Origin of the sequence: Streptomyces sp. CB01201 (assembly GCF_002803085.1) — a bacterium.
GTDB classification, from domain to species: domain Bacteria; phylum Actinomycetota; class Actinomycetes; order Streptomycetales; family Streptomycetaceae; genus Streptomyces; species Streptomyces hundungensis.
This window is the reverse complement of the sequence record NZ_NNBJ01000008.1, coordinates 23,982-50,729: the sequence shown is the minus strand read 5'-3', so window position 1 is coordinate 50,729 and position 26,748 is coordinate 23,982. Positions and strand designations below refer to the sequence as shown.

The 26,748-nt window shown below is 71.1% G+C and carries 26 protein-coding genes and 1 pseudogene; 17 read left to right on the top strand and 10 right to left on the bottom strand.

All coding sequences use genetic code 11. The features are described from left to right. Window positions 1-191: 191 nt before the first annotated feature. Complete coding sequence (locus tag CG740_RS17735; RefSeq protein ID WP_100575597.1) at window positions 192-353, bottom strand: hydrophobic protein; 162 nt, start codon at window positions 351-353, stop codon at window positions 192-194. A gap of 252 nt (window positions 354-605) precedes the next feature. On the opposite strand from CG740_RS17735, the gene CG740_RS17730 reads away from it, so the two are divergent. From CG740_RS17730 to CG740_RS17655, 16 genes are all read left to right on the top strand, one after another. Next, window positions 606-779 carry a CsbD family protein gene (locus CG740_RS17730; protein ID WP_100576138.1) on the top strand — a complete coding sequence of 58 codons (174 nt, stop codon included), beginning with the start codon at window positions 606-608 and terminating at the stop codon, window positions 777-779. A 224-nt stretch (window positions 780-1,003) separates the two neighbouring features. Next, on the top strand, window positions 1,004-1,198 hold the full coding sequence (locus tag CG740_RS17725; protein ID WP_100576137.1) for a hypothetical protein: 195 nt from the start codon (window positions 1,004-1,006) through the stop codon (window positions 1,196-1,198). A gap of 149 nt (window positions 1,199-1,347) precedes the next feature. Beyond that, the gene (locus CG740_RS17720) at window positions 1,348-1,980 is read left to right on the top strand and encodes a helix-turn-helix transcriptional regulator (protein ID WP_100576386.1); all 633 of its coding nucleotides are present in this window, start codon (window positions 1,348-1,350) and stop codon (window positions 1,978-1,980) included. After that, on the top strand, window positions 1,977-2,111 hold the full coding sequence (locus tag CG740_RS41525; RefSeq protein WP_267895408.1) for a hypothetical protein: 135 nt from the start codon (window positions 1,977-1,979) through the stop codon (window positions 2,109-2,111). Before CG740_RS17720 ends, CG740_RS41525 begins: the two co-directional genes overlap by 4 nt. Beyond that, a complete protein-coding gene (locus CG740_RS17710; RefSeq protein WP_100576136.1) occupies window positions 2,108-3,301 on the top strand; it encodes a DSD1 family PLP-dependent enzyme in 1,194 nt (397 codons plus the stop codon). Before CG740_RS41525 ends, CG740_RS17710 begins: the two co-directional genes overlap by 4 nt. A 568-nt stretch (window positions 3,302-3,869) precedes the next feature. Continuing rightward, window positions 3,870-5,360, top strand: coding sequence for a UDP-N-acetylmuramoyl-L-alanyl-D-glutamate--2,6-diaminopimelate ligase (locus CG740_RS17705; RefSeq protein ID WP_100576135.1), 1,491 nt, complete (start codon window positions 3,870-3,872; stop codon window positions 5,358-5,360). Between the two features lie 274 nt (window positions 5,361-5,634). After that, the gene (locus tag CG740_RS17700; RefSeq protein ID WP_234376325.1) at window positions 5,635-7,023 is read left to right on the top strand and encodes a class-II fumarase/aspartase family protein; all 1,389 of its coding nucleotides are present in this window, start codon (window positions 5,635-5,637) and stop codon (window positions 7,021-7,023) included. Between the two features lie 146 nt (window positions 7,024-7,169). Then, window positions 7,170-7,643 carry an ATP-binding protein gene (locus tag CG740_RS17695; protein ID WP_100576385.1) on the top strand — a complete coding sequence of 158 codons (474 nt, stop codon included), beginning with the start codon at window positions 7,170-7,172 and terminating at the stop codon, window positions 7,641-7,643. Between the two features lie 167 nt (window positions 7,644-7,810). After that, window positions 7,811-8,662 carry an STAS domain-containing protein gene (locus CG740_RS17690; RefSeq protein ID WP_100576133.1) on the top strand — a complete coding sequence of 284 codons (852 nt, stop codon included), beginning with the start codon at window positions 7,811-7,813 and terminating at the stop codon, window positions 8,660-8,662. Next, entirely contained in the window at window positions 8,659-9,030 is a 372-nt protein-coding gene (locus tag CG740_RS17685; RefSeq protein ID WP_100576132.1) for an STAS domain-containing protein, read from the top strand. Before CG740_RS17690 ends, CG740_RS17685 begins: the two co-directional genes overlap by 4 nt. Beyond that, window positions 9,027-9,449: an anti-sigma regulatory factor gene (locus CG740_RS17680; protein ID WP_199846490.1), complete on the top strand. Its 423-nt coding sequence runs from the start codon at window positions 9,027-9,029 to the stop codon at window positions 9,447-9,449. Before CG740_RS17685 ends, CG740_RS17680 begins: the two co-directional genes overlap by 4 nt. Then, window positions 9,437-10,501 (top strand): ATP-binding protein, encoded by a 1,065-nt coding sequence (locus tag CG740_RS17675; protein WP_100576131.1) that lies wholly within the window; start codon window positions 9,437-9,439, stop codon window positions 10,499-10,501. Before CG740_RS17680 ends, CG740_RS17675 begins: the two co-directional genes overlap by 13 nt. 78 nt (window positions 10,502-10,579) lie before the next feature. After that, window positions 10,580-11,968: a sensor histidine kinase gene (locus CG740_RS17670; RefSeq protein WP_100576130.1), complete on the top strand. Its 1,389-nt coding sequence runs from the start codon at window positions 10,580-10,582 to the stop codon at window positions 11,966-11,968. Further along, entirely contained in the window at window positions 11,965-13,569 is a 1,605-nt protein-coding gene (locus CG740_RS17665; RefSeq protein WP_100576129.1) for a fused response regulator/phosphatase, read from the top strand. Before CG740_RS17670 ends, CG740_RS17665 begins: the two co-directional genes overlap by 4 nt. 184 nt (window positions 13,570-13,753) lie before the next feature. Next, window positions 13,754-14,023 carry a hypothetical protein gene (locus CG740_RS17660; RefSeq protein WP_100576128.1) on the top strand — a complete coding sequence of 90 codons (270 nt, stop codon included), beginning with the start codon at window positions 13,754-13,756 and terminating at the stop codon, window positions 14,021-14,023. Window positions 14,024-14,308: 285 nt separating this feature from the next. Then, window positions 14,309-14,707 (top strand): peptidase inhibitor family I36 protein, encoded by a 399-nt coding sequence (locus CG740_RS17655; protein WP_234376324.1) that lies wholly within the window; start codon window positions 14,309-14,311, stop codon window positions 14,705-14,707. Between the two features lie 84 nt (window positions 14,708-14,791). Here the strand turns inward: CG740_RS17655 and CG740_RS17650 are convergent, their stop codons facing one another. Further along, window positions 14,792-16,057, bottom strand: a complete 1,266-nt coding sequence (locus CG740_RS17650) for an MFS transporter (RefSeq protein WP_100576126.1) — start codon at window positions 16,055-16,057, stop codon at window positions 14,792-14,794. After that, a complete protein-coding gene (locus tag CG740_RS17645; protein WP_234376323.1) occupies window positions 16,048-16,584 on the bottom strand; it encodes a MarR family winged helix-turn-helix transcriptional regulator in 537 nt (178 codons plus the stop codon). The genes CG740_RS17650 and CG740_RS17645 overlap by 10 nt, the downstream gene beginning before the upstream one ends. Window positions 16,585-16,702: 118 nt before the next feature. Between CG740_RS17645 and CG740_RS17640 the strand changes: the two are divergent. Further along, window positions 16,703-17,364: pseudogene (locus CG740_RS17640) on the top strand (response regulator transcription factor). Between the two features lie 27 nt (window positions 17,365-17,391). Here CG740_RS17640 and CG740_RS17635 read toward each other — a convergent pair. From CG740_RS17635 to CG740_RS17605, 7 genes are all read right to left on the bottom strand, one after another. Next, complete coding sequence (locus CG740_RS17635) at window positions 17,392-18,978, bottom strand: purple acid phosphatase family protein (protein ID WP_100576125.1); 1,587 nt, start codon at window positions 18,976-18,978, stop codon at window positions 17,392-17,394. A gap of 119 nt (window positions 18,979-19,097) precedes the next feature. Beyond that, window positions 19,098-19,469: a WhiB family transcriptional regulator gene (locus CG740_RS41740; protein WP_100576124.1), complete on the bottom strand. Its 372-nt coding sequence runs from the start codon at window positions 19,467-19,469 to the stop codon at window positions 19,098-19,100. A gap of 152 nt (window positions 19,470-19,621) precedes the next feature. Continuing rightward, window positions 19,622-21,601, bottom strand: coding sequence for a TOMM precursor leader peptide-binding protein (locus tag CG740_RS17625; protein ID WP_100576123.1), 1,980 nt, complete (start codon window positions 21,599-21,601; stop codon window positions 19,622-19,624). Further along, window positions 21,594-23,015, bottom strand: coding sequence for a hypothetical protein (locus CG740_RS17620; protein WP_100576122.1), 1,422 nt, complete (start codon window positions 23,013-23,015; stop codon window positions 21,594-21,596). The genes CG740_RS17625 and CG740_RS17620 overlap by 8 nt, the downstream gene beginning before the upstream one ends. Window positions 23,016-23,064: 49 nt before the next feature. Next, on the bottom strand, window positions 23,065-24,378 hold the full coding sequence (locus CG740_RS17615; protein WP_107488368.1) for a nitroreductase family protein: 1,314 nt from the start codon (window positions 24,376-24,378) through the stop codon (window positions 23,065-23,067). After that, window positions 24,375-25,757, bottom strand: coding sequence for a thiopeptide maturation pyridine synthase (locus CG740_RS17610; protein WP_159030320.1), 1,383 nt, complete (start codon window positions 25,755-25,757; stop codon window positions 24,375-24,377). Before CG740_RS17610 ends, CG740_RS17615 begins: the two co-directional genes overlap by 4 nt. Further along, the gene (locus CG740_RS17605) at window positions 25,754-26,731 is read right to left on the bottom strand and encodes a lantibiotic dehydratase C-terminal domain-containing protein (protein ID WP_159030319.1); all 978 of its coding nucleotides are present in this window, start codon (window positions 26,729-26,731) and stop codon (window positions 25,754-25,756) included. Before CG740_RS17605 ends, CG740_RS17610 begins: the two co-directional genes overlap by 4 nt. Window positions 26,732-26,748 lie beyond the last annotated feature (17 nt).

Below are 26,748 nucleotides of genomic sequence, written 5' to 3'. Positions count from 1 at the left end.
CCGCATGTGATCGCTCCGCGATGCGTCGAGGACTCGACATGGTCGGAGAAGGGCGACATGGGTGTGGGTCCGAGATGGGTGTGAGCTCGACATGGGTGTGAGCTCGACATGGATGTGGGCTCCCCGCCTTTCGATCGGGCGGGGAGCCCACATGTGCCGTGTATCGGGTTCGTGCACCGGGCGGCTTGCGCCTACCAGCGGTACCAGCGGCCGCTTCCTCCCTTGGGGCGGGCGACGAAGCCGACCAGCCAGACGACGAGCACGATGATCGCGATCCACCACAGGGCCTTAAGGGCGAAGCCCGCACCGAAGAGGATCAGAGCCAGTAGAAGAACGAGAAGCAGGGGAACCATAGTTATCAACCTCCGAGCCACCGAATGCCCCGGTGCGGCAACTCCACGCGGGTCCAGCGCGCCTTTCGGAAAGTTCCTGGCCTGGAACCGCCTTTTCCCTCTTCAAGCGGAGTGACTGATGGCGCGGATCGCGGGGGTGGCGGGGACGCCCGCGAAGGGATGGGGATGCGGCCCGTTTGCGGCGGCGGATCGGGGACATCCGGCTCCTTGAGCGGAAAACCCCCCCACCGTGGTTCAAGGGAGTTGATTGTTGTGGCAGGCGACGAGAAGGCGAAGTCCAAGGTCGAGCAGGCCAAGGGCAAGGTCAAGGAAAAGGCCGGCAGCGCGGTCGGCAACGAGCGCCTGGAAGCCGAAGGTCGGGGCGAGCAGGTGAAGGGCGACGCCCGGGGCGCCAAGGAAAAGATCAAGGACGTCCTGAAGGACTGACGCCCGACGGATACCGCTCCGAAAAACATGCATGTGGCCGGGCCGCGTCAATCGACGCGGCCCGGCCACATACATGTTCTGTCAATTCCGCGGATTGCCACCGAGTCATGTCAAGTTGTGACGAGACGGCAACAGGACGGCGGGACAAATGCAGTTGGCTTGTACTCCGGTGAAAGACTGCGGGTGAGTGAAGACTGCGGACGAGTTCGGATGAGGTGGAGAACATGGTCGGTCTGGTACTGGTCGTCCTGCTGGTGCTCGTCGTCGGTGGGTGCGTCTGCGTGGTGTGGGCGGAGCGCGGCGGGCCCCGGTGGGTGCGTGGAGTGTCGGCGGTGACGCTCGCCGCGGGTGAACTCGTACGCCACTCGCAGAAGAACCGCCGCCGGGGCTGGAAGGGAACGTCCGGCGAGGGCGACTAGGGGCGACAGAGGGAGGGGCGAGGTGCTTGCTGGACTGATAATCTAGAGTTGTCGTATAAATCTAGAAGGTAGATTCGACGGACGGAGTTCTGGTGGCACGCAGGGTGGACGGGAGCCCGGGGTCGGGCGAGCGCGAGAGTGCCGTCCCGGTGCCGTCCACGGGCGAGGACGAGCACCTCATCCGCGAGGCGGAGGGGATCGCCGTCGCGCTGGGCCGGATGTTCCCGGGCCTGTGCGAGGTGGTGCTGCATGACCTGCGCGATCCGCAGCACGCGATCCGGGTGATCGAGAACAACCTCTCGGGCCGCGAGATCGGCGACTCCGCCACGGAACTGGGTCTCGCGCGTATCGAGGACCCCGACTACCCCAGCGTGATCCAGAACTACCCCAACCGCTTTCCCGACGGCCGCCCGGCCAAGAGCACGTCCATCGGGATCAAGAACGCCGCCGGGCAGTACATCGCGGCGCTCTGCCTCAATCTCGATGTCTCGGTGCTGTCACCCGTCACGCTCGCGCTGTCGAACCTCGTGGCCACGGACACCCAGTACCGCGAACAGCCCCTGGAGTCCCTGCGGGACCGCAACGCCCGCGCCTTGCGCCGGGCGGTGGAGGAACTGGCCGCCGAGCGCGGTGCGACGCCCCGTTCGCTGGGGCGCGAGGACAAGAAGGCGCTGGTGCGGCAGCTGCACCAGGACGGCTATTTCGACTCGCGGGATGCCGCGCAGGCCATCGCGGACCTGCTGGGCGTATCCAGGGCGACCGTCTACAACTACGCCAAGTGAAGCGGCACTTCGCGACCGCCCCGGGACGTTCGGAGGGCAGTGGCATCACGGTCTTCGACAGCTCCGGAATCGGCGTCCAGGACCTGTACGTGGGCCCCGCCCTCCTGAAGAAGATGGACATCTGCCTGTGAACAACCCCGCGCACACGGCCCGTTCCGAAGCTGCCGGCCCCGAAGCCGCCAGGACCCTGGCCGATCCCGACACCCCCTTCGCCGTCGTCGACGTGCACAAGATGCGTCGCAACATCGACCGGCTCGCAACTCGGGCCGAAGGCTTGGGAGTTGGCCTGCGCCCTCATGTCAAGACGGCCAAGTCCCTCGGTGTGGCCGCCTTCCTGCACCACGGCAAGCCCGGCCCCGTCACCGTCTCCACGCTCGCCGAGGCCGAGGCGTTCGCCGACGGCGGCCATACCGACATCACGTACGCCGTAGGCATCGACCCCCACAAACTCCCGCGCGTTCTGGCGCTGTTGGGCCGCGGAGTCACCCTGCGCATCCTGCTGGACAGTGTGGAGCAGGCGGAGTCCGTGGCCCGGGCCTCGCGCGAGGCCGGCGTGGCGGTCCCTACCCAGATCGAGGTCGACTGCGACGGCCATCGCGGTGGCCTGAAGCCCGACGCGCCCGAACTGGTCGAGATCGGGCACGTTCTGCACGAAGCGGGTTGTCTGGACGGGGTGTTGACCCATGCGGGGGAGTCGTACTTCGCCTACACCCCCGAGGAGCAGCGCCTGGCGGCGAAGAACGAACGCGACACCGCCGTCCGCGCGGCAGAGCGGCTGCGGGCGGCCGGTCTGCCCGTGGCCACCGTCAGCGTGGGCTCCACTCCGACCGCACACGCGGCCGACGATCTCACCGGTGTCACCGAACTGCGCGCGGGCAACTACGTCTTCTTCGACCTGGTGATGGCCGGGCTCGGCGTCTGCCGTGTCGACGACCTCGCCCTGTCGGTCGTCGTCACCGTCATCGGCCACCGCCCCGAATACGGATGGCTGGTCACCGACGGCGGCTGGATGGCCATGTCCCGCGACCGCGGCACCTCGGTCCAGCCGCAGGACCAGGGCTACGGCCTGGTCACCGACCTCGACGGCCACCTGATCCCGGACATCGTGATGACGGCCGCCAGCCAGGAGCACGGCACCCTCACCGCCCGCGACGGCGCACCCCTGCCCGAGCTGCCCATCGGCACCCGGCTGCGGATCCTGCCCAATCACGCCTGCGCCACCGCCGCCCAGCACCGCGGCTACCACGTCGTCGACAGCACCCGGACCGCGGAAACCGCGCCGCAGATCGAGGACTTCTGGACGCGCGTGACCGGTTGGTGAACCGCGACCGCCCGTGCGTCCCCGGCCGAGGGCGCACGGGCGTTTCCCGATCCCGGCACGATGCGTTCCCGGCCCGATGCGGAGGGCCCGTGCCGCACGCGGGGCACCATCGCGCGCGGGCGCCGCACCGGTCCGGGTGCGCCGGCGCGGCTCCAGGGGTGGGAGCCGCGCCGTCCCCTGGGACGTACACTCCACTCATGGGTTGCACATGCGTGGTGAGGGAGTGCCTGAGTGGCGCCCCGCGTGCGCTGTGTCCCACCGCGCCGCGCATCCGCTGCCGCGCGCTGCACGGCTTTGGCTAGCTTGCGGCAGCCGTTCCCCCACGGACCCGATTCCGGTCCTCCTTTCCGTACGCAGAGCGCTGTCGGCCCTTCCGAGCCCCCGCTCCCGTACGCGTTTCCCTTCTCCGGTTGTTCGCGTGCTTTCCCCGGTCGCTCACACCATCGAGCCGTCCGTCGCGCACCTCCCGCACGCTTCCGCACCGTTTCCGCGGCCCCTCGGCGCGTGCCGTCACCGCTGTTGGTGACGGCCGGACGTCCGACCGGCCCGCACCATCGAGAGGACCTCCATGAAGTTGACCGAATTGCTGGCCGGGCACGACCACGAGGTCCTCCTGGGGGATCCGGAGACACACATCACCGCCGGTACGTGCTTCGACGCGCACCGCGTCTCGCCGGGGGCGCTGTTCATCGCGGTGCCGGGACACCGCGAGGGCGGCCCCGAAGCGGTGGGTCCGGCCCTCGCGCGCGGTGCCGTCGCCGTGCTCGTCGACAGCGCGACCCCGGACCTGCCGGCCTCGGTGTGGGCGACGGAAGCCGCGGTGTGTGTCGTGCGGGTGCCCGACGCCCGGACCGCGGCCGCGTTCGTCACCTCCCGCTACTACGGGGAGCCGGGGCGGGACATGGACATGGTGGCCGTCACGGGAACCAACGGGAAGACCTCGGTCTCGTACATGGTCGAGTCCGTGCTGCGGCTCGCCGAAGGCGCGCGGGTGGGGGTGATCGGGACGGCCGGCAACCGGATCGGCGACGCGCTGATCCCCATGCCGCGTTCGGTGCTGACCACTCCGGAGTCACCGGACTTCCAGTACCTGCTGGGCCAGATGCGCGACCGCGAGGTGAGCACCGTGGTCCTTGAGGCCACCTCGATGGGCCTGCTGCACCACCGTGTGGACCACGCCTTCATCGATGTCGGCATCTTCACCAACCTCACCCAGGACCACCTGGACGACCACGGCACGATGGAGAACTACCGGGACGCGAAACTGCGCCTGTTCCAGGGGCTGTGCCGCCGCGCTGTGGTCAACGCCGACGACGCGGTGGGCGCGGGGATCGGGGCGTTGATGCCCGGTGAGGTCACCACGTACGCCCTGGACACGGAGGCTGACTTCCGGGCGACCGAGCTGACCATGGACGCCTTCGGTACGCGCTTCACGCTGCACCACGGCGGGCGCAAGTACCCCGCCGCGATTCCCGTACCGGGACGCTTCTCGGTCGCCAACGCCCTTGCCACCGTGGCGGCTTGTCATCTCCTGGGACACGACCTGGCCGGTCTTGTCGCCGCGCTGGAGCGGATGCCTCCGGTGCCGGGACGCTTCGAGCGCTTCCAGACTCCGCGCGGCACGTCGGTGATCGTGGACTACGCGCACTCGCCCGACTCTCTGGACAAGGTGCTCACCGCCATCCGGGAATTCGCCACCCACCAGGTCATCACCGTCTTCGGCTGCGGCGGCGACCGGGACACCACCAAGCGCGCCCAGATGGGCCGGATCGCCGGCACCCACTCCGACCGGGTCGTCCTCACCTCGGACAACCCCCGGCACGAGGACCCCGAGGCGATTCTGGACCAGATCACGCCGGGCCTGGTGGCGAGCGGCACCCGCTTCGAGCGGTGCGCCGACCGGGGTCGGGCCATCGCTCTCGCCCTGTCCGTCGCCGGGCCGGACGACATCGTCCTGATCGCGGGCAAGGGGAGCGAGCCGTACCAGATCGTCGGCGAAGAGCTGCTGCCGTTCAGCGACATGGCGACGGTGCGCGAACTCGCTTCAGCGCAGGCTTAGTTGATGGAGTACGCGTGCGTGACACCGCGGCCGAAGCCGCCGGCCACGGGCGCTTTCCGCCGCAGCGGCCACCACGACATGATGCTGATCACCTTCGCGGCCGAGGACTTGGCGGGGGCACGGATCGCATAGGACTGTTGGGCCTGTTCGCTACGGTGTCCCCACCGAGGCGGTGCGCCGGGTGACCGCGGCCGGTACTCGACCCGGGGCGAACCCGATGGCACTCGCCGGCTTCCGAGCGGTCGGCGACGACCCGTCTGACAGAGGTGATCCCATGACCACGCACATCGACTCCGGACTGCTCTCCCCGGTTCGGGCCGGGACTCCGGTGGAGGCGGCCGTGGAGGACGGCGCCTGGCTCCAGGCCATGCTCGACGCGGAGGCGGCCCTCGCCCGGGCCCAGGCCCGCATCGGCACGCTCCCCGGGCCGGCCGCCGAGGCGATCACCCGCGCCGCCAGGGCCGAGCGCTTCGACGTCCGGGAGATCGCCCTGGCATCGCGGGAGACGGCCAATCCGGTGGTCGGCCTGGTCGCGGCACTCACCCGGGCGGTAGCGGCGGACGAGCCGGCCGCGGCCGAATACGTCCACCGCGGCTCCACCAGCCAGGACATCTTCGACACCGGAGCGATGCTGGTGGCCCAGCGGGCGTTGCGCGTCATCCGGGGCGACCTGGCCCGGACGGCCGCTGCGCTCGCCGACGCCGCCGTCCGGTATCGCGACACCGTGATGCCCGGGCGCACCCTCGCGCTCCAGGCCGTGCCCACCACCTTCGGCCTGAAGGCCGCGGGCTGGCGCCGGCTGGTCCTCGACGCGGAGCGCAGGGTCGGCCATGTCCTCGACGCCGGGTTGCCCGTCTCGCTGGGCGGCGCGGCCGGGACGCTCGCCGGATACCTTGAGTACGCCCGGCTCGACGGTGCGGAGTCCGTCGACCCCGGAGACCATCTCGACCGGCTGGTCGAGGCCTTCGCGGCGGAGACGGGTCTGGCCCGGCCCGTGCTGCCCTGGCACACCCTGCGCACCCCGATGGCCGACCTGGCGGCCGTGCTGGCGTTCACGTCGGGGGCGCTGGGCAAGATCGCGGTCGATGTGCAGTCGCTGGCCAGGACCGAAGTCGCCGAAGTGGCCGAGCCGTTCGTGGCCGGTCGCGGCGGCTCCTCGGCGATGCCGCACAAGCGCAACCCGGTGCTCGCCACCCTGATCCGCTCGGCCGCGCTCCAAGTGCCCGCGATGGCTTCGGCGTTGACGCAGTGCATGCTGTCGGAGGACGAGCGCTCGGGCGGGGCCTGGCACGCGGAATGGCAGCTGCTCCGCGAGTGCCTCAGGCTCACCGGCGGCGCCGCGCACACGGCGGTCGAGCTGGCCGAGGGGCTTGAGGTGCGTCCGGAGCGGATGCTGGCCAACCTCGGGCTGACGGGCAGTCAGATCGTCTCGGAGCGCATCGTGGCCGTACTCGCCCCCAAGCTCGGCAAGGGGGTCGCCAAGCGGCTCCTCGGCGACGCCTCGGCGCTCGCGGGCCAGACCGGCCGACCGCTGGCCGACGTCCTTGCCGAGACCCCCGAGCTGGCCGGCCTGATCGGGGCGAAGGAACTCGTCGCCCTCTGCGACCCGACGGCGTACACCGGCATGGCGGGCGCGCTCGTCGACCGGGCCGTCGACGCCTGACCCGCGACTGTCCCGGGTGCGGGGCCCGCCGACGGGAGCGCGGGGTCTGCCGACAGAAGGTGGGGTTCGGAGTGTGTGGAAGACATATATCGGGGTAGCTGGCCAAACCTGGGTATGTGTGGAACGGGGATGGCGGTGTGGATCAGATGGTGTGCAACGACGCGGTCCGGCGCGTGACGGCCGACCGGCCGATATGGTCGGCGGCCACATTCGGTGGCGATGAGTCCATCGCGGAGGCCCGTGATGTGGCACGTCGCTTCCTGGCCGAGGTGCAGGCGGTCCATGGGATCCCGGTGTCGTCCCGTGTCATGGGCACCGTCCAGCTGGTGGTGAGCGAGCTGGTGACGAACGCCTACAAGTACGCGCCGGGTCCCTGTCTGCTCGACCTCCAGGTGAGCGACGGGACCGTAGAGGTCAGCGTCTGGGACAGCGAGTCCACGCTGCCGATGGCCCGCCCGGCCGACCCGGGCCGGGTCGGCCAGCACGGTCTGGAGATCGTGATGGGCGTATGCCGCAGTTTCGAGGTCAGCCGCGAGCCCGTGGGCAAGCGCGTCACGACCAGGATCGCCCTGTCCGACGATCCCGGAGGCCACCCGGCCGGCGCCGACCGCCTCATCTGAACCGGGCCGCGAAGTCCGCCCCCGTATCTGCTCCGCCGGGCGGCGAACGGAATTCGCAACTCCTGCGGGGGAGCGCTCAGGCGGACCGTGACTCCTCGCGTCATGTGTGCCGTACGCTGCATGGGTCAGCTCTGACGCGAATATATGAATACCGAAGGAGCGCCTGAATGGTGAAGCGAGACAGCGCTGTGGACCTGGTGGGAATCCTGTCGGTAGAGAGCGGGGACCTGGCCTCCTCGTGGATTCGCGAGGTGTCGGGGACGCTGGGCAGTCGCGTGGGCAAGGCCGAGCTCGACCGTGAGCTGCGGGAGCTGTACGAGGCGCTCGTGGAGGCATTGCGACAGGGTGCGACCGACGTTCACTCCGAGCAGATGTCGGAAGTCCGCGCACTGCTGACGGAACTCTCGCGCAACAGAGCGCGTCAGGGTTTTTCGCCGAGCGAGACGGCCATCAGCGTCTTCGCGCTCAAGCGCGTGCTCGAACCGCTCCTGGAGGACGGCAGCGCCGAAGTGGTGCGCGCCTATCTTCAGCTCGGACGCATTCTGGACGGCCTGGGCCTGTTCACCATCGAGACCTACACGCAGACGCGTGACGAGCTGATCTCCGCGCAGGCGGAGCAGCTCCTGGAACTGTCCACCCCGGTGGTCCGGCTGTGGGACGGCGTCATCGCCGTGCCGCTGGTCGGCACGCTGGACTCGGCGCGTACCCAGGTGGTCATGGAGAAGCTCCTCCAGGCCCTCGTGGACACCGGCTCCGAGCAGGCGATCATCGACATCACGGGTGTGCCCGCCGTGGACACCCAGGTCGCCCAGCACCTCCTCAAGACCATCGTCGCCGCCCGTCTGATGGGCGCCGAGTGCACGGTGTCCGGCATCAGCCCGCAGATCGCGCAGACCATCGTCGCCCTCGGCATCGAGTTCGACGGCATCGTGACGAAGGCCAGCCTGGCGGACGCCCTGAAGCTGGCCCTGCGCCGGTCCGGAGTCGACATGATCGCCCACCAGGGCGGCCAACGATGAGTGAGCGCATCCCGATCCTCCGGATCGGCGACACGCTGATCGTGTCCGTGCAGTTCGACCTGGAGGACCAGACGGTTCTGAACCTCCAGGAGGACCTGGCCGACCAGATCGTCGCGCGGTCGGCCACGGGCGTCATCATCGACATCGGCGCGCTGGAGATCGTCGACTCGTTCGTGGGCCGGATGCTGGCCACGATGGCCTCCATCTCGCGGGTGCTCGACGCCCGGACCGTGGTCGTCGGCATGCGCCCGGCCGTGGCCATCACCCTCGTCGAACTCGGCCTCTCACTCGGTGGGGTCAGCACGGCCCTCGACCTGGAGAAGGGGCTGGCCAAGCTGAACCGGACCGCCAGTTCGGGCTTGCAGTGACAGCGCCCTGGACGGCGGGGGAGGAGCCGCGGGTCTACCCGATCGAGCGCAGTGGCGATCTCGTACACATCCGCCAGGCCATCCGGACGCTGTCCCAGGAGTGCCGTCTGTCCCTCGTCGACCAGACGAAGATGATCACCGCGGCGAGCGAGCTCGCACGCAACACCCTCACCTACGGCGGCGGGGGCACGGTCAGGGCCGGCACCGTCGACAAGGGTGGCAAGCGCGGCGTCGCCGCCATGTTCGAGGACTCCGGTCCCGGCATCCCCGACGTCGAGCAGGCCATGACGGACGGCTGGACATCGGGCGGCGGCCTCGGGCTCGGTCTGTCCGGCGCCCGCCGGCTCGTCGACGACTTCGACCTGAACACCGCGCCCGGCGAGGGCACGGTCGTGACCATCATCAAGTGGGTCCGGTGACTACGACCACGTTCCTGGCGGCCGAGGACGTGGCCTGGTTCCGTGACGGCGAATCCCTCGCCGCCGCCGCACGTGGCGCGGCCGCCGCGCTGGCCCGTCGCATCGGGCTGAACAGTCACCGCGCCGCGGAAGTCGCGCTCGCCGTCACCGAGGCGGCCACCCATGTGCACCGGCACGCCGTGGACGGCGCGCTGCTGCTGCGGGTCGTGCGCGAGGCCGGCGAGGCCGGGGTCGAGTTCCTCACCGTCGACTCGGGGCCCGGCATGACGAACGTGCCCGCCGCCCTCGCCGACGGAGAGTCCAGCGCGGGCACCCTGGGCATCGGCCTGGGCGCGGTCTCCCGGCTCGCCGACCACTTCGATCTGCACTCCGTCCCGGGGCGCGGCACGGTCATGGCCGCCCAGTTCTGGCCGCGCTCACTGGACGGCAGGGCGGTCGTCGCCTCGCCCGGTTCCTCCCTCAGCGCCGGCGTCACCCGGCCCATCAGCGGGGAGAGCGTGTGCGGGGACGCCTGGGCGGTGCGCAGCATCGACGAGGGTGCCGGGCACCGGCCCGTGCTGCTGGTCATGCTCTGTGACGGCCTGGGCCACGGGCCGCTCGCCGCGCGTGCGAGCGCGGCCGCGGTCCGGGCGTTCGAGACCACCTCGGCGTCCAGCCCGGAAGGCGTGCTCGGCGCCGTGCACCGGGCTCTCCAGGGCAGCCGCGGCGGCGCCGTCGCCGTGGCCCGGATCGAGCCCGACGCGGGCCGGCTGCTGTACTGCGGCATCGGCAATGTGAGCGGCTTCCTCGTGGGGGAGGACGGGCGCAGGGCCCTGATCTCGGCTCCCGGAATCGTCGGCGCGCACATGCGCCGCCTGCGCACCTTCGAGGAGCGCCTGCCCGCACGCGGCGCCCTGGTCATGCACTCCGACGGTCTGACCGAGCGCTGGGACACCACGATGATGCCCGGTCTTCTGCACCACTCCCCGCTCGTCATGGCGGGTCAACTGCTGCGCGAAGCGGCGGTACGGCGCGACGATGCCGGCGTGGTAGTCGTCAAGGGGGCCTGGTGACCGGCGAAAAGCAGGGCGGACATGGCAGCCGACGCGTTTGAACAGGGCCGTCGCACCGGAGTGCTCCACGGCGGCGGTATGCCCGGGGCGCCGTTGGCGTCCTTCGCCCTGGCCTCGACCCAGGACGTCTTCGGCCTGCGCCGCAGCGCTCAACAGGCCGCGGCGGCACTGGGGTTGGACGGCCAGGACCAGGTCCGGCTCGCCACCGCGCTGAGCGAACTGGGACGCGACCGCCTCGCCTGCACCGACCTCGGGGTCTCCTTCGCACTGGACCAGTCGGCCCAACAGGCCTTCCTCGTCGTCACGTTCACCTGGGTCGAAGGGCCGCCGCCCGGCCAGGACACACTGGCCCTGGCCGGGAAGCTCGTACGCGTCGACCACGACGCCGAGGCCGCGCCAAGGCGCATCGTCATCACCCAGCCGCTCCCCGCGGACGGCGCGAGCGGCGCCGAGCAGCGCAGTCGTCTGACCCGGGTGCTGCGGACCGGCGTCCGCTCCACCGAGGCCGACGACCTGCGTGCCCAGACCCGGGACCTGATCGCCACCCTGGAGGAGACCCGCGCCCAGCGTGAGGAACTGCACCGGCTCAACGAAGAGCTGGAGGAGACCAACCGAGGTGTCCTCGCCCTCTACTCCGAGCTGACCCAGGAGCTCGAAGACACCAACAGCGGGGTACTGGCGCTGCATTCGGAACTGGAGGACAAACGCCACCAGTTGCAGGAGGCCAGCGAGGCCAAGACGCGGTTCTGGACGAACATCAGCCACGAACTGCGCACCCCCGTCAACTCGGTCGTGGCCCTCTCGACGCTGTTGCTGGCCCCCAGTTCACCCCCGCTCACCGGCGAGCAGCACGAGCAGGTCGAACTCATCGCGTCCAGCGGCCACATCCTGCTCTCGCTCGTCAGCGATCTGCTGGACGTGGCGAAGGCCGAGGCCGGCCATCTGGAGATCCACCCGGAACCCGTGGACCTGCGGCTGCTCGTCGCTCACCTCAGCAGCCTGATCCTGAGCAGCCACGGCCACGACGAGGTCGCGCTCGTCCTGCCCGACCTCGAACGGCTGCCGGCTCTGGTGACGGACGAGACGCTCCTGGTCCGGATCCTGCGCAACCTCCTGACCAACGCCCTGAAGTTCACCGAGCGCGGCGAAGTGCGTCTCGACATAGCCGAGGACCCCGAACCGTCCGTACCCTCAGTGCTGTTCACGATCACGGACACGGGAGTCGGCATCCCCGCCGATGAACTCGACCGGGTCTTCGAGGCGTTCTACCAAGTCAGGGGCCCGCACCAGAGCGGCCGTCCCGGCACCGGCCTCGGCCTGCCCTATGCCCGCACCCTCGCCGAACTGCTCGGCGGCTCCCTCACACTCATCAGTACCGTCGGCGTCGGCACCGAAGTGCGCCTGCGCCTGCCGGACCTCAGCCGCACCAACCCCCCGCACCCGGAAGACAAAGGGGCAGGCCAATGACCGACAGGGCCCCGGACCTTCGACCCGCCACCGTTCTGGTCGTCGACGACAACGAGACCAACCGCTACATCCTCAGCCGCTGGTTGCAGCGCGCCGGCCACACCGTGCTCACGGCCGCCACGGGTGAACAGGGGCTCGCCCTGCTCGACGCCGCGTCCGCCGAGCTCCCCGACATCGCGATCGTCGACGTCCGGCTCCCGGACATGAGCGGCTTCGAGGTCAGCGAACGCGTCAAGACCGATCCCCTGACGGCCCATGTGCCGGTGATCCAGATATCCGCGGCCGCCATCAGCCCCGACGATCACGCGGAGGGGCTGCGCAGGGGTGCCGACGCCTATCTCGACCAGCCCATCGACCCCGGCGAGCTCCTCGCCACCGTAACCGCGACCCTGCGCTACGCCCGCGCCCGCCAGCGCGCCGAGCTGCTCGCGCAACGCCTCATCGCGCTCAACAGGGCCACCCTGGACGTCTACAGCGCCGTCGGCTTCCACTCGCTGGCCTCGGCGGCCACCGGCGGCGCGGCCACCGTCCTGTCGTGCGCCGCGAGTGCGGTCTTCCTCTCGCCCCAGGCGCAGGCCGTCCACAGCATGATCGCCGCCCCCGGGAGCCCGCTGCGCGTGCAGCCCGCCCACCCGGACCTGCTCGACCAGTTGTCGGCCCACGGACTGCACCAGGGCACCGGCGTCACCATCGCCCGGATTCCGCAAGGGCAGTGGCGCGCCCTGCTGCCCGGCGACCACCTCGCCGGTGATGTCGCCCTCGCGATGTCCCGCACCAAGCGCGGCCGGCCGCCCATCTGTCTCGCCGTCCCCGCCGAAGCCCTGCGCAGCGCCGACGACGAGCAGCTCTTCCAGCAACTGGCCAATGCCGGCGCCCTGGCCCTCGAAGCCCTGCGCACCTACAACGAGGAACACGCCCTGGGCCTCGCCCTCCAGCGCTCTTTCCTGCCCAAGGAACTGCCGACGGTTCCGGGCATCGACCTCGCCTTCCGCTACCTCCCCGCCTCCGAACACGCCGAAATCGGGGGCGACTTCTACGAAGCGGTCCAGACCGTCAACGGTCTGCTGCTCGCCATCGGCGACGTGGTCGGACACTCGGTGACCGCCGCGACCGTCATGGGCGAGGTACGTCACGCGCTGCGCGCCTATGCCATCGAGGGCCACTCCCCGCACCACATCCTGGAGCGTCTGGAGATACTGCTCGGCCATTCCCAGCCCGGGATCACCGTGACCCTGTGCCTGGTCCTGGTCACCCCCGACGAACGCCGCCTGCACATCGCCAACGCGGGCCACATTCCCCCGCTGGTGATCGGCCCCCGCACGGGACCGCGCTACCACACCCCGCACGGCCCGCTCCTCGGCCTGGGCCTCAGCCATCCCTCGCCCACCGAGGTACGGGTCACGCCCGGGACGCGCCTGCTGATGGTGACCGACGGTCTGGTGGAGGTACGCAACACCGACCTCGACGTCACCCTCGCCGAGTTCCGTGACGCGGTGGCGAACGGGCCCGAGGACCTGGAGGAGATGTGCGATGTGCTGCTCGCCCGCTTCGGTCAGAACAAGGACGACGACATCGCCCTGATCACGGCGCTGTTCACCTGAGCCCTCCCGGCTCCGAGCCACACCCGTCGGCCCGGTGTGTCCGGCACGCCGACCTGCCCGGCCCATTCGGCTCATTCGCCTGCCCGGTCCGTTGGGCGCGTCCGCCGGGCTGAGTACGCGAGTTGTCAGGCAGCCGTGCGCGTCGCTGCCGGGGCGCACTCCGGCCGCCCTATGATCGGCGGCCGTGGCACACACTTTCGAAGAGCTTGTCGCGATGCAGCGTACGGCCGATGCGGCGCGCGCCCAGACGGAGCAGCTGCGGGAACAGTACGGGCCCCCGGGCACCCGTCCCTGGTCCGGGCAGCAGTCCCAGACCTACGAGACGGCGTGGCGGGCATGGCGGGATCTGGCCCGGGACGTACACGCGGCGATCACCGCGTACGCGAAGGACCAGGGGGCGGACTGGCAGGAGATGGAGGCGCGGGTGCGGAAGGCGGCTGAAAAGGCGGGGTAGCGGTCTACTCACGCGAGCGCTCGGCCTCCTCCAGGGGGCGGCCGCCTCTCCGGGAAGAGCATCCCGTGAGCCGTGTCCGGCGCCGGCGCGTACCCGCGCTTCGGGGGCGTACGCAAGAGACCCGCATGCCCCTCAAGAGGGTCCGGCGCCCCCCTGTACGGGGTGTTTATGTGGTGGATTCCGGCATGTTGGGGTGTGTAGGTGGTGGACTAACCGGGCCGGGCGCGATGCGCCCGGGTCGTCGAAGTGAGCCGATCGAAGGGAACGTTCTGTATGCGTGTTCGCATGAGTCTGGCCGCCGTCGTGGCGGGGGTCTGCCTTGCGCTGTCCGGTGCGGCGAGTCCGTCCCAGGCGATCCAGAGCAGTACGGCTGCGTCCGCCCAGGCCCCCGGCGCCGCTGATGTGCAGCGTGCGGCCGAGCAGTGCGGGGCGGGGGAGGTGTGTTTCTGGCACGACCGGAACTTCTCGGGCACGCCGTGGAGGTGGATGCCGTCCAACGGCTACCGGGACATGCCGCCCAACCTCCACGACCACGTGTACTCGTTCTACGCCAACGTCCGCGCGTGTTTCATCGACTACAAGCCGCGCGAATTCCGTGCGGTCAACATCGGTGACTACGCCAAGGCGTACGACACCAACTTCGGCCGCAGGATCGACGCGGTGGGCATCCGCAGCTCCTGCTGATCCCGATCCAATCCGACCCGCGCCGATCCGATCCGGCTGACGAGCCGGTTGCCAACTGGACTCCCTGGTAGGCGAGTTGAGCGACTAGGGGTGTACCGAAAGGCCGGATGCCGGCCCTTCGGGGCGTGGCGTCACCGGGCCTCGTAATTCTGCTGTCGCGGCTCCCACTACAGCTACCGCGCCGAGACACAGGAGGCCGCCGCTCACGAGTGCCGCCGTTCCCGAGGTGGCACCGGCCACGAGGCCGCCGCGGACATTGCCGATGTCGGGGCCGGCCTGCCCGACGATCTGTTCCGCCGCACTGACCCGGCCGAGGAGTCCGGGGGGCGTGTGCAGCTGCACGACGGTGCTCCGGGAGACGACGGAGACGGTGTCCGCGGCCCCGGCCACGGCGAGGAAGGCCAGACCGCCCCATCGGTTGGACGACATGCCGAACAGCGCCAAAGCCGTGCCCCAGGCGGCGGAACCGGCGAGCATCAGCAGACCGGGGCGGCGTGACCGGGTGAAGGTGCCGGAGAAGAGGGACGCCGTGACCCCACCCACGGCGACGACCGTGAGGAACAGTCCGAGCGTGCGAGGGTTGCCGCCGAACCGTTCGGCGTTGACCACGGGGAACAGGCTGACGGGCATCGACAACACGGTGGCAGCCAGATCGGTGAGGAGCGCCCCACGAATGACGGGGGTGCGGCCAAGGAGGGCGAGGCCGTCCAGCACACCGCGGAGTCCGGGCCGTGCGGGCTCGTCGCCGGGCTGCATCTTCGGCAGTCCGAACGCGCCGTAGAAGGCGGCGAGGAACGTCAAGGCGTCGATCAGGTAGCAGGCGCCGACTCCCAGAGCACCCACGATCAATCCGCCGAGCGCGGGACCGAGCAGCATGGCGCCCTGGAAGGCGATACGCCCCAACGCCAGCCCCGCAGAAAGCTGTTGCCGGGGCAGCAGGTGCGGAATGAAGGTGCGCGAGGCCGGCCCGCCACCGGCGACGAAGCACGACTGGAGCGCCACGAGCCCCAGGACGCCGACGGCCGGGACGTGTCCGAAGAGGCCCTGGAGGGCGAGGAGAAGGGAACACACCGCTTGCCCGCTGGTGGTGAGCAGGTAGAACTTCCTGCGGTCCACGCGGTCGACGACCGATCCGGCGAAGAGACCGAGTGTGATGAGCGGGACCGCCTGGGCCAGCCCGACCGCGCCCGTCCACGCGGGGCTCCTCGTCAGCTGCCAGATCTGGAACATGACGGCGACGAGCGTCATCTGGCTGCCGAAACCGGACAGCCCCTGGCCGATCCACAACCGCCTGAAGGGCGGTGACGCGGGTAAGGGAGTCACATCGATGAGCGTGCGTCTCAGCCCCATGCGGGATCCTCGGCCAGCTTCTCGGCGATCCGGTCGTGGAAGCTCTTGCGGTCCAGGGCCTGCTCGATGTCGCTGACGACCCGGGAGAGCGGGTAGGGGATCTCGGCCTCCAGGTCGGCGATGGCCGCCTCGGTGGCCCGCCACTCCGCTGCCAGGCTTTCGACTACCCGGCGGGCCTTGTCGGTGAGTGTCACCCGCCTGGTGCGCGCGTCGTCGCCCACGACGGTCTCGACCCAGCCCGCCGTGCGCATCGCCGCGACCTTCTGGCTGAGCGCCGAATGCGTGCGCTGAACCGACTCGGCGAGTTCCGCGATGGTCATGGGTCCCGCGGCGTGAAGCCGGAGCAACTCCATCACGAAGCTGGACTTGGGCCCCTCGGTCAGCCGCTCGGAGTAGATCCGGGCGATGTCGGCGTCCATGGACGCCTGTAGCAGTCGAAGAGGCCGCCAGGCGCTCTGCCGAGTCGGGTCGGGTGAGTCGAGCGGGTCGTCGAGCGGGTCCGTGCCGGCGGAATTGGTGTGAGGCATGGGGCGCATCGTAACAGTACTTATATAAGTACTGTTGGTTCGGTTCGCCCGCCACCGTGTGTCTACAGTGCTGTAGTCAGTAGGCTGTCGGTCGGGGTGGGAAAGAAGGACGGCACGGATGCGCCAGCGGATTCTCGTCGTGGAAGACGATCAGGCCCTGCGCGATGTCCTGCGCCGCGCGCTGTGCGCCGAGGGCTTCGACACCCTTGTCGCACAGGACGGCGCGGGGGCGTTGCGCCTGGCCGGCGGGGCCGTCGACGCCGTCGTCCTGGACGTCGGGCTGCCGGACGCGGACGGCCGCGACGTCTGCCAGGCCCTGCGGGCCAACGGCTTCCGCGCACCGTCATCTTCCTCACCGCGCACCACCGGCTCACCGACCGCCTGGGCGGATTCTCCGCGGGCGGTGACGACTACCTGCCCAAGCCGTTCCACCTCGCGGAACTCGCGGCCCGGTTACGGGCGGTCCTCAACCGGGCCGCGCCGCACAAAGGCATGGCCGCCGGGGGCCTGGCGCTCGACGCGGTACGGCACAGCTTCACCGTCCACGGCCTACAGGTCGATCTGACGCCGACCGAGTTCCGGCTGCTGGCTCCGCTCATGGCCGCGGACGGTGGGATCGTGGGGCGGCGCGCGCTCGTGCGGGCCGGCTGGCCGCAGGGCGCGCAGGTCAGCGACAACACCCTCGACCAGTACCTGAGCCGGCTGCGGCGCAAGCTGCGCGATGCCGGCAGCGATCTGTCGATCAGCACCGCCCGGGGGGTCGGCCACCGGCTGTCATGAGGGCCGCCCCACGGCCCGGCGCCTGCATCAGCGCACGGCCGCGACCCCCGTGTCCGACTGGTGGCCGTGGGTGCTCCACCCGTCGCGCCGGTTGCGGTGGACGGTGAAGCGGTCGAAGAGCACGGGCGTGGGGAACGGGTTGGCCGTGGTCGCTTCCTGGGAGTGGTAGTAGCTGACGGTGATGCTGGTACGGCCCCCGGGGAGCCGGCCGGGGTCGACATCGAAGACGGCCATGCCGTAGGGGTGGGCGGTGTCGGGGTCGCGGACCGCCGACCAGGTGGCCTTCTCCTTGGCGTCCGGATCGGCCTTGAACGGCAGCCGCTTCGTGCGCACGAAGGCGTCCGGGACGCCACTGCCGTCCGAGTCGCCCAGGTAGGTGTCGTCGTGCGAGGCCGTTCCGCCGCCGCCGAGGATCAGGTGGACCGTGCCCTTGGAGGTGTCGATCTCCTTGAGCCCGTCGTCGACGACGCTGGGGCGCAGCAGACTGCCGGGGTCGGTGCCGCGCACCGGGTGGGTCCGCTCGTAGTCGTGGTCATGGCCGCACAGGACCAGGTCGACCGCGTACCGGTCGAACAGCGGAAGCAGCTGTTCGCGGATGCCGATGTCGCCGCCGTGGCTGGCCGCCGAGGACGACATCGCGAACTGGTGCATCGACACCACGATCCAGTCCACCTCCCGGCCCGCCCGAGCGCGCGCCAAAGTCCGCTCCAGCCAGCGCAGTTGGGCGCCCTCGCTGTATCCGCTGATGTAGACGGACCGGCCGGTGGCGGGATCGACACTGGCGTCGTCCTCGATGGCGATGTCATTGCCGTCGACCGAGAGGAACAGCACCGAACCGACCTGGAAGCTGTACCAGTTTCCGCAGTGGTCCCGGGTGTGGTTGTCCGGCAGGTCGAACCGCGCGTGGTACGAGGCGTAGCCCAACTCCCCACCCCCCGCCTCGACTTCGTGGTTGCCGGGCGCCGGCATCCAGGGCCGGTTGCGGGCCGAGACCGACATGTTGTTCATGAAGGCGTCCCAGCACTGCGGCTGCCGGTCCTGGTTGTTGTTGGCGTACGCCAGGTCGCCGTTGAGGAGGTGGAACAGCGGGTTGAACTGCTCGACCTGGCGCACCGCGGCCGCTCCATGGAGCGCGGACTTGCTCCAGGAGGCCGACCCGGTGCCGAGGTCGCCGAAGCTGGTGAACCGGAACGCCGCGCGCTCACGGCCGGGAGCGGTACGGAACGAACCGCGGACCGGGGCGGCGCCGTCGTGCACGATTTCATAGACGTACGAGGTGTCGGGGCGCAGGCCGTGCAGCCTGGTGTGGTGCGTATACGTCTCGACCTTGTTCAGGCCGTCCACGTAGGTCCGCGTCTCCGCCGGGAAGGTGTGGCCGAATCCGCCGTGCGCGGCGCCGAGGCGGAGCCGGGGCCTGCGCACCGAGGCGCCGCTCGCCCAGGAGACCGTCATCTCGCGCGAGGGCTCGTTGCCGTACTGCAGATGAACCTGCTCGGGGCCCGCGGTGCCGGCGACGGCGGGCTGACTCCACAGGAGTGCGGATGCGGGCACCGTGGCGAGGGCGCCGGCGGCCGCCGTGCTCCTGAGAACGGTCCTGCGCGAGGGATGTGTCACGTGCGGCCTCCTGAAGTCCCGGAAATCGTCCGGAGACTGACAGCGAGGGCCGACGTAGCGGCCAGTGGGGGTGGGCCGTACGGCGAACAGCGGGTGAACGGGCCTGGAGGACGGGGCAATTACACCGACGTCGCCGTTCTGCCCATGTCCTGGTGGGCCGGTCCGGCTTGCGGGCCGGCTTCGCGCCGGGGGAGAGGTGCACGGCCCCGCGCGGGGTGGGTGTGTTCGGCGCGGGCGGTTTCGAGGAGGCGGCGCCAGGAGGCGACATCGGGCCGCCGCCGCAGCAGGGCGCGCCGCTCCCGCTCCGTCATGCCACCCCAGACCCCGAATTCGATCCGCTGGTCCAAGGCGTGGGCCAGGCACTCCGTCCGTACCGGGCACCTCGTGCAGAGGGTGGCGGCGTCATGCTGCCGCGTCCCCTCGGCGAACAGCGCGTCCGCGTCACCTTGCCCACACGCAGCCCGCTCACTCCAAGCCAGCACGACCACCACGCCCTTCCACTTCTCCGCCGCCCGAGCGCCGGCGCCCCGCGCACCCGGCCCGCAGTGCGGGGGAGTGCTCGGCGGCGGTCGTCGGCATATGGACCGTTTCGGGCGGACTCCTACCCCCGATCGGTGATCTCGCACGGTCAAGTGCGCGGCGGTCAGGGAAAGGGATGGGGATGTGGGTTGACCTCCGCGGGGAGGAGGGGGCGTGCGCTGTGGCCGAGGACGTGAGGGGCTGTCAGTACCCGGTCCAGGCCGGTGACGCGGCGCAGCTGGTGCCCGAAGGTCATCGGGAGCAGGCCCGGGACGATGGTCTTGACGCAGGAGAGCCCGGAGGCGGCGTGGACCGGGGTGGTCTGGTCCACGACGATCGCTTCGAGCCCGGTCGCGGCGAAACGGCCCACCAACTCGTCCAGATCCGCGCGCAGATCCGAATGACGGGGCCACGCGTAGTCGGCGGCGAGCTCCCGCAGGTCCCGCCGCTCCCGCGGCGGCCGGCCGCCGGGAGCGAGCAGGAAGTCGAGTCGGCGGGCGGCGACCGGGTCGCAGTAGAGCAGTGCGTGGTCGTCCATCAGACGGACCTGTTCGGGGTCCTCGCACATCCGGACGGCATCGTCCGTCCGCTGCGGGTAGATCAACCGGTACGCCTCGATGGCGGTGACCAGTTCGTGCAGGGCGCCGAAGACACCGCGTTCGGGGTCGAGTCCCGAGCCGCCCGCGCACAGCGCACGGGGTCGGGGAACGGGAGGCTCGGCACCGGAAGCGGAACGCGGGCCTTCGTCCACGGCGGCGGCCCAGAAGCACGGGATGCCCTCGGCGCCGGTCACGTCGAAGACCTCGACGCGGTAGCCGGTGCGCTCCCGGATCCGATCGGCGAGCAGACCGATCCGCCGGTCGCGCGCGGTGTGCAGGTCGATCGCGGGCGCGGGCAGCCGCGCGTACCAGGTGAGCAGGAACGCGTCGCGCTCGGCGAGTTCGAGGAGGCCGTACAGGGCCGCCTCCTCGACGCAGCCGCCGAGAGCACAGCCGTTGGAGATCTCGGAGACGAACGGGCGGGCAGCCCCCGGCCGGTGCCGGCCGAGCCGGTAGTACGCCAGGCTTTCGGGAACCAGGACCGGCTGTTCGCGCGTCAGGGAGTAACCCCACACCCAGGGCATGACGAGGCCGGGGTGGTACGGCTGGAAGGGGAAACCGGAATCCTGGTAGCGGTGGGGCTCGTGGCTGCCGGTGCGGGCCGGGTCCAGTACGGCGCCGGGATGGCGGCCCGTGAGTTCGTCATGACTGCCGTGGACCACCGTGCGCCGCCCGCCCGGGCGCCCTCCGCCGAGCCGTTCCAGGGCTTCGGCGATCGCGGTGACCCTGGCGCTGCGGAAGTCCAGGGCGCGGCCGTAGCCGCCGTCGACGGACTCGGGCGGCCCGACCTTGGCCTCGGCGAAGGGCAGTGTGTGCAGTCCGCGGGCGCGCAAACCCTTGAGCACTCCGGTCTCGTCGTCCGCGTAGAGGGACTCCAGCTCCGCCCGCTCGGCTCGCAGATCCCGGACTCGCAGGACAGCGGAGTCCGGCTTGGGCCGGGGGACGCGCGGGATCGTGGCCCGGGCCGCTGAATCGTCGGGCCGGCTGCCGCAGTCGGGGCAGTGCGGGTCGGGCAGGAAGCGGTGCCGGGTGATCGCCAGATCGGTGAGGCGGACCATGGTGACCTCGTGCTCGACGGCGTCCCGGGTGGTCAGCCGGGTCAGGGCGAGGACGGCTGCGAGGTCGGCGGCGATCGGGGTGAGCAGCGGGGAGACGGTGTCGGTGAGGCGGCTGCCGTAGGTGGTGTGCAGGGCCGCCTCCTCGGCCGCGTCGGCTCGGGCTCCGGCTCGGCGGGCTGCGAGACAGCGGTGACAGCCCGGCTCGCCGGGGCGGACCAGCGGACCGATGACCACCCGGTCCAGCTCGCCGACCACCAACAGAAACCGCTCGCCCTCAACAAGGCTGCGCAACAGCAATTTTGACGCTGCATCAGGTGTGTCGGCCGCAATCAGCGCGACCCCGGTGGGGAGCCGGGATGGGGCGGTGCGGCGGCGGACGAGTGCCTCGCCCAGCAAACCGCCGTCGTGGTACACGCGGACGGGGGCCGACAGAAGGTCTTCAGTCATCGAAGCGCACCGCTCTCAGCAGGTAGGGCAGGATCTCGGCGGCGGCCGGGTCGTGATCGAGCGGCACGATGAGGTGGTCGGGCGCGGGCCCGCGCCGGTCGCGGAGCGCCGCTGCCACCGCCTCGTCGAAGGTCCCGCCCGAACCGAGCCCTCTCTGCGCATGCGCACCCCGCGCCTGTACCGAGGCTGCCGGAACGAGGTGTGCGGTACCGCGCGCGGGCGACCATGCCCACAGCGCGGGTCCGCCGGGCGCCGGGACGAACCGGCGGGGGTCGAGGGCGAGCAGCGCGTAGAGCGCGAGAGCGCGTTGCGCGGTACGGAGTCGGGCCGTGGTGAAGTCCGGTCCGGTGGCGTGTACTTGGCGCTCTGCCCGACCCGTGTACGGGTCGCGGACCAGGGCCCTGGAGGCGTGCCGGGGGAACTGCGGCAGTGCGGCCTCGTCCAGTTCCGCGAGGAGCCCGGCGCGCTGGTCGATGCAGGTTGCCGCGCGGCGGGAGAACGCCTCGGCGCCGATGGCCGGTCCCTCGCGGAGGGCGGCGACCTTGGCGAGGAACTCCGCCTCGGATTCCGGTGCCGCGGCCAGTGCGGCCGGGTGGGGCCGGTAGGAGTGACGTGTGGTGGTCAGGGTCGAGGCGTCCAGGCGGATGAGTGGATCAGGTTGCCCCGGCGCAGGTGTGGGCGGGCTCAGGAAGCTCTGCTGAAATCCGTGCGCGAGCAGCTTTGCCACCAACTCGGTCGCGAATGGCGCAAGTTGCGGCCGAGCCGGCCTGGCTCCCGTGCCGTGTACGCGCAGCCACGCGCCGAGCCAGCCGCCGGTGGTCCGGTCCGGGCCGGGGGCGCATGCGGGACTCAGCCACCAGGACTCCGCATCGCTCACGGCGGCGGCGAACCACAGCCCGTGGGTGCGGCAGGCGTCGTCGAGCCGAGCGACGGACTCCGCGTCGTCACCTCCGGCGAGCACGAGCACCGCGTCGTGGCCGCCGGCCGTCATCGCGGTCCGGGCCGCCGCGGCGTCGGCCACCGCCGTCACGGCCGCCAGGCCGGTCAGGCGCAGGGCGTTCGCCAGGGCGGTCGTGCCGACCGGGGTGCCCACGGTCAGCGCTCTGAGCTGGGGGTAGGCGGTTGCGCGCGCGCCGGGGGACGGGTCCGCCCGATCCGTCAACAGGCCGTGTCCGTCCAGTAGCTGGAGGACCCGTAGCACCATGTCACGTCGGGCTCCGTCGAGCCCGTCGACCAGCCGCCCCACGGTTCGGGTGCCGTCCAGGAAGGGGGTGAGCCGGTCGAGCCAGCCGGCGATGCCGGGGGCGGCGATCAGGTCGGTGCCCTGGCTGGAGCGTACATAGACGGTGCCGTTGCCGCTGGGAGTGAGGAAGACGTCGGGGCGCAGGAGCGGGGCGGAGTCGGAGGTGATCACGGTGTCCTCGGCCGGGGAGGGGGCGGTGCGGTCGGGTTGGCGGACAGGTTCACGGCGGGCCCGGTGCGCCGAGCAGCGGGAAGGACGGTGTGCCGCTGCCGCGTTCCTGACCGAGCAGGACGGCGAGCAGCGTGGTGCGGTGGGGGTGCGTGCCCAGGACGGCATCGGCGGCCGGGGTGTCGACGTCGCAGCGCAGCCCGGCGCCGAGCCCGGCGGCCGCCGCGGCCAGGCCGATCCGCTGGCCGATGACGCCGGCCCGCAGGTTGAGCCTCCGGTACCAGCGGTCGCCGTGCCCCGGGTAGCCGGACTCGTAATCACCGGTCACCAGGACCGCGCAAGCGGCCTCGAACCCGGCCAGTTCTCCCGGCCCGTTGGGCGGGAACAGGCCGCGGGGAGTGGCATCGCCGGTGACCGGTATGAGCTGCCCCGTGCGCCCGTCGCGCCGGTGACACCCGGGTTCCAGTCCGGTGACCCGATGGGCGACGACGTACAGGGCGCAGTCGACGGGGGCGGCATGGTCCATGGGGATCGGTGCGGCGGCCCCCTCCAGGACGGAGAGCAGGACGGGCAGGGCCATGGGCACCGGCTCGAATCCGGAGCGGGCCGTGCGGCGGCGCAGCAGGGGAGCGCTGGGCGTGAACGCACCCGGAGTTTGGGCGGTGACCACCGCGTGAACGCGTTCCGCCGCGGGGTCCAGGCCGAGCAGGCGGCCCAGTTCCTCGTCCGGGAAGAGCGCGTGCGCGACCGGCGCGGCACCGGCCGACTCCAGGAGGCTGAGCGCCTGCCCGGTCAGTACGCCGGTGTCGAGTGCCTGAAGCCGGTGTCCGAAGGGCCCGTAGCGGGCCAGGTTCGCGTCCAGTCGACTGGTGATCAGGAGGATCGATTCGGGATGGTCGAGCGGCGGCCGGTCCAGCGTGCGGACGAGGTCGGCGCGCAGATCGGCAGGGGAGAGGAGTTCGAGGGCGTGGGCCGACGGCAGGTAGTGGCAGAGCCCGGCTGCGGTGGCCAGATACACCTCGCCCGGGTAGCTGCCGCCACCGGACGGCACCGGCCGGCCGGCCGCGACGGCCGCGCCGGTCCAGTCGACCCGGGTGACTCCGTTGAGCAGGGCGAGGAGGCCGCCCAGACCTTCCACCGCGGCGGTCGGCTCCTCGTCGCCCGGGGCAGCTGGGAAGGCGGGCGGGAACGGCAGGGGGAGTACGGGCGTGCCCGGATGGTGTTTGGGCGCGGCACTGCCGGCGGCCGGGTCGATGGCGGGCAGCACACTGCCGTGCCGTGCGTGGTAGCGCCGCGCGGCCGCCCCTCCGGTCTCGACGGGTGGGGGGTAGGCGTCGGGCACGGGAACGGCGGGGGTGGTCCTCATGAGTGCGCCCGTGCCGGGGCGGTGGGGCCGCCGGGGCCACGGGCAGCCCTCGCTGATGAGGCCGCCGAACGGGGGCCGTTGGCCGCGGTGGCATCTTCCGCCGAACGGGGGCCGTTGGCCGCGGAGGCATCTTCCGCCGAACCGGACCCGTTGGCCGCGGAGGCATCTTCCACCGAACCGGACCCGTTGGCCGCGGAGGCATCTTCCACCGAACCGGACCCGTTCGCCGCGGTGGCCAGCACCAGTTCGAGTGCGCTGACCCCGTAGACCTCCTCCACCGCGTTGGCCGCGAGATGGCAGAGCAGATAGCGGGTCAGGCCCGGCAGGCCGAGACGTGAGAGATGCAGGTAGGTGTAGTTGAGCATCAGGCGGTAGCGCAGGAACCGCGGATCCCGGTACATCATCTCCTTGTACGTGGCGCTCCCGCTGATCGCCCGGTGCAGCGGGCTGGACGTGACCAGTCCGCCGATGCCGTTCTCCTCGTCGCTCGGGATCTCCGCCTCGGGAATCTCGCCGGCCTCGTACAGAGCGGTCCAGCGGCCGCCCAACGGGTCGATCGTGGCCACCCAGTCATGGAGCGAGGCGGCCCAGTCCGGCCCGGACGCGTCCTTGGCTCCACGACCCGGCCCGTGCCCCGTCGAAGCCGAGTCGAAGGCCGCGACCACATCGCGCACCTGAGCGGTGAGGACGGCGCGGTTGGCCGTGTACCGCGCCTCGAAGGCGCTCCGCACCTGGGGGCCGACGGTGCTCAAGTAGCCCTCGGCGTGCGAACGGAAGGAGACGAACCCGCGACGGATCGACGGATCCGACGGGTGCCGGCAGAGCGTGTGGGCGGTGGCCAGCATCAGACGCAGGGCCAGCGTCTCGCGCGGCAGTCCCGCCGCGACGGACTCCAGGTGCTCGAACAGCAGGCCGTTGGTCCGCTCGTAGAAGAGGGCCAGCTCGTCGGCGCCGACAGGACAGCCCAGGACGTCGACCCGCCGGTCGTGTTCCTCCCAGCTGATCGAGTTGTCCGGATAGAAGGGAGTCAACGGCCCGGGCTCCCGTTCCGCCGCGGCGAGACGGCGGTGCAGCGGAAGGAGGGCGGCCTCGTCCAGCGGTGGCGCGGAGGACGGCCGCTCCTTGAGATGCCCCCCGATGAGTTCGGACACCGCGGGCACCACGAGATCGTCGAAGACGGCGGCGCTCGCCCGGACCACCAGGCGCAGATGGGGGCCACGACGCCAGTGCCGCAGCACATAGGCCGATTCCACCTGACCGGCGCAGCGCTCGATCACCGGCCGTACGGCGTGCAGGATCAGGTGGTCGGTGTCGTCACCGAAGTACGCGATGTGGGCCGCGCGCCACTGTGGCTCTTCCCGCTGCGGGATGGCTGTCACCGAAATCGCTCCTTGGTGGATCTGTGCTGGTCGGGACTACTCGATGTGGGGTCCGGATCACGAAGGCCCGGCGTCGCCGCAGTGCCCGGTGCGGCCCTCTCCACACCGCCCGTACCGGGTTGACGCCCGCGCTCATCTGCGGCCAACTCCCGTACGGCCAAAAGGGCCAGCCCGCGCAGGGTCGCCTCTTGGCCCAGCCGTATGCCGAGCCGGTTGCAGGCCAGATGCGTCAGATGGCCGACCGGCGAGGCAGGGAGTCCGGCCTGTCGCTGGGCGCCGAGGCAAGCCGCGAGCCACCGGCTCACGGGATCCGTAAGGGGGTCCGCCGTCGATGCCTGGCGTGCCGCACGGGCAACGCCGAGCAGGGCGGCACGCCGGCTCCCGTACTGCATCAGTACGTCAGGGGTGGGCCGTACCGGCGGCGCGGTGGCGTCCAGGGTGCCGGCGAGCAGGGCGAAGCAGTGTGCCGTCCGCCGGGCCGGACTCCACCCGGCAAGCACCGCGGCGAGGGCCAGTTCGCTGCACGTGGCGAACGCGTCCTCGACGGCGCGCAAGGCGGTGCCGTACCCGTACTTGCCGTGTTCCGGGCGGTAGTCGTGGAACACGAGGCTGTCATGGGGCGCCAGGACGCCGGGTTCGCTTCCCGGTTCCTGAGCGGACAACTCCCTTGCCAGGAGCTGGTATTGATGGGCCGACATGCTCGGTGAGGCAGGCAGCTCGCGGAACAGCGCCCCGGCGTGTGCGTTCAGGGCGGACCGCACGTCCGTCTCGGCCGCGGGGGTGGTGAGGCGGACCCGCAATCGCAGGTGCGGGCCGCCCTGCCAGTGGCGGAGAAAGAAGTACCGGTCGGCAAGCCCGCGTTGGCGCAGTTCCGCGACGGCTGCGGAGACCAGCCTGCACAGCACCAGGTCCAACGGATGGCCGGTGAACACATGGGCGCTGACCCAGCGATCCACCGGTTCGGAGGACGGCACACCTGCCGACGCTCCCC

Excerpts from the sequence above, each read along its gene's own strand:
- CG740_RS17735 (WP_100575597.1), bottom strand. The coding sequence starts at position 353 with ATGGTTCCCCTGCTTCTCGTTCTTCTACTGGCTCTGATCCTCTTCGGT.
- CG740_RS17725 (WP_100576137.1), top strand. The coding sequence starts at position 1,004 with ATGGTCGGTCTGGTACTGGTCGTCCTGCTGGTGCTCGTCGTCGGTGGG.
- CG740_RS17705 (WP_100576135.1), top strand. The coding sequence starts at position 3,870 with ATGAAGTTGACCGAATTGCTGGCCGGGCACGACCACGAGGTCCTCCTG.
- CG740_RS17700 (WP_234376325.1), top strand. The coding sequence starts at position 5,635 with ATGACCACGCACATCGACTCCGGACTGCTCTCCCCGGTTCGGGCCGGG.
- CG740_RS17695 (WP_100576385.1), top strand. The coding sequence starts at position 7,170 with ATGGTGTGCAACGACGCGGTCCGGCGCGTGACGGCCGACCGGCCGATA.
- CG740_RS17690 (WP_100576133.1), top strand. The coding sequence starts at position 7,811 with ATGGTGAAGCGAGACAGCGCTGTGGACCTGGTGGGAATCCTGTCGGTA.
- CG740_RS17685 (WP_100576132.1), top strand. The coding sequence starts at position 8,659 with ATGAGTGAGCGCATCCCGATCCTCCGGATCGGCGACACGCTGATCGTG.
- CG740_RS17670 (WP_100576130.1), top strand. The coding sequence starts at position 10,580 with ATGCCCGGGGCGCCGTTGGCGTCCTTCGCCCTGGCCTCGACCCAGGAC.
- CG740_RS17665 (WP_100576129.1), top strand. The coding sequence starts at position 11,965 with ATGACCGACAGGGCCCCGGACCTTCGACCCGCCACCGTTCTGGTCGTC.
- CG740_RS17655 (WP_234376324.1), top strand. The coding sequence starts at position 14,309 with ATGAGTCTGGCCGCCGTCGTGGCGGGGGTCTGCCTTGCGCTGTCCGGT.
- CG740_RS17650 (WP_100576126.1), bottom strand. The coding sequence starts at position 16,057 with ATGGGGCTGAGACGCACGCTCATCGATGTGACTCCCTTACCCGCGTCA.
- CG740_RS17645 (WP_234376323.1), bottom strand. The coding sequence starts at position 16,584 with ATGCCTCACACCAATTCCGCCGGCACGGACCCGCTCGACGACCCGCTC.
- CG740_RS17625 (WP_100576123.1), bottom strand. The coding sequence starts at position 21,601 with ATGACTGAAGACCTTCTGTCGGCCCCCGTCCGCGTGTACCACGACGGC.
- CG740_RS17615 (WP_107488368.1), bottom strand. The coding sequence starts at position 24,378 with ATGAGGACCACCCCCGCCGTTCCCGTGCCCGACGCCTACCCCCCACCC.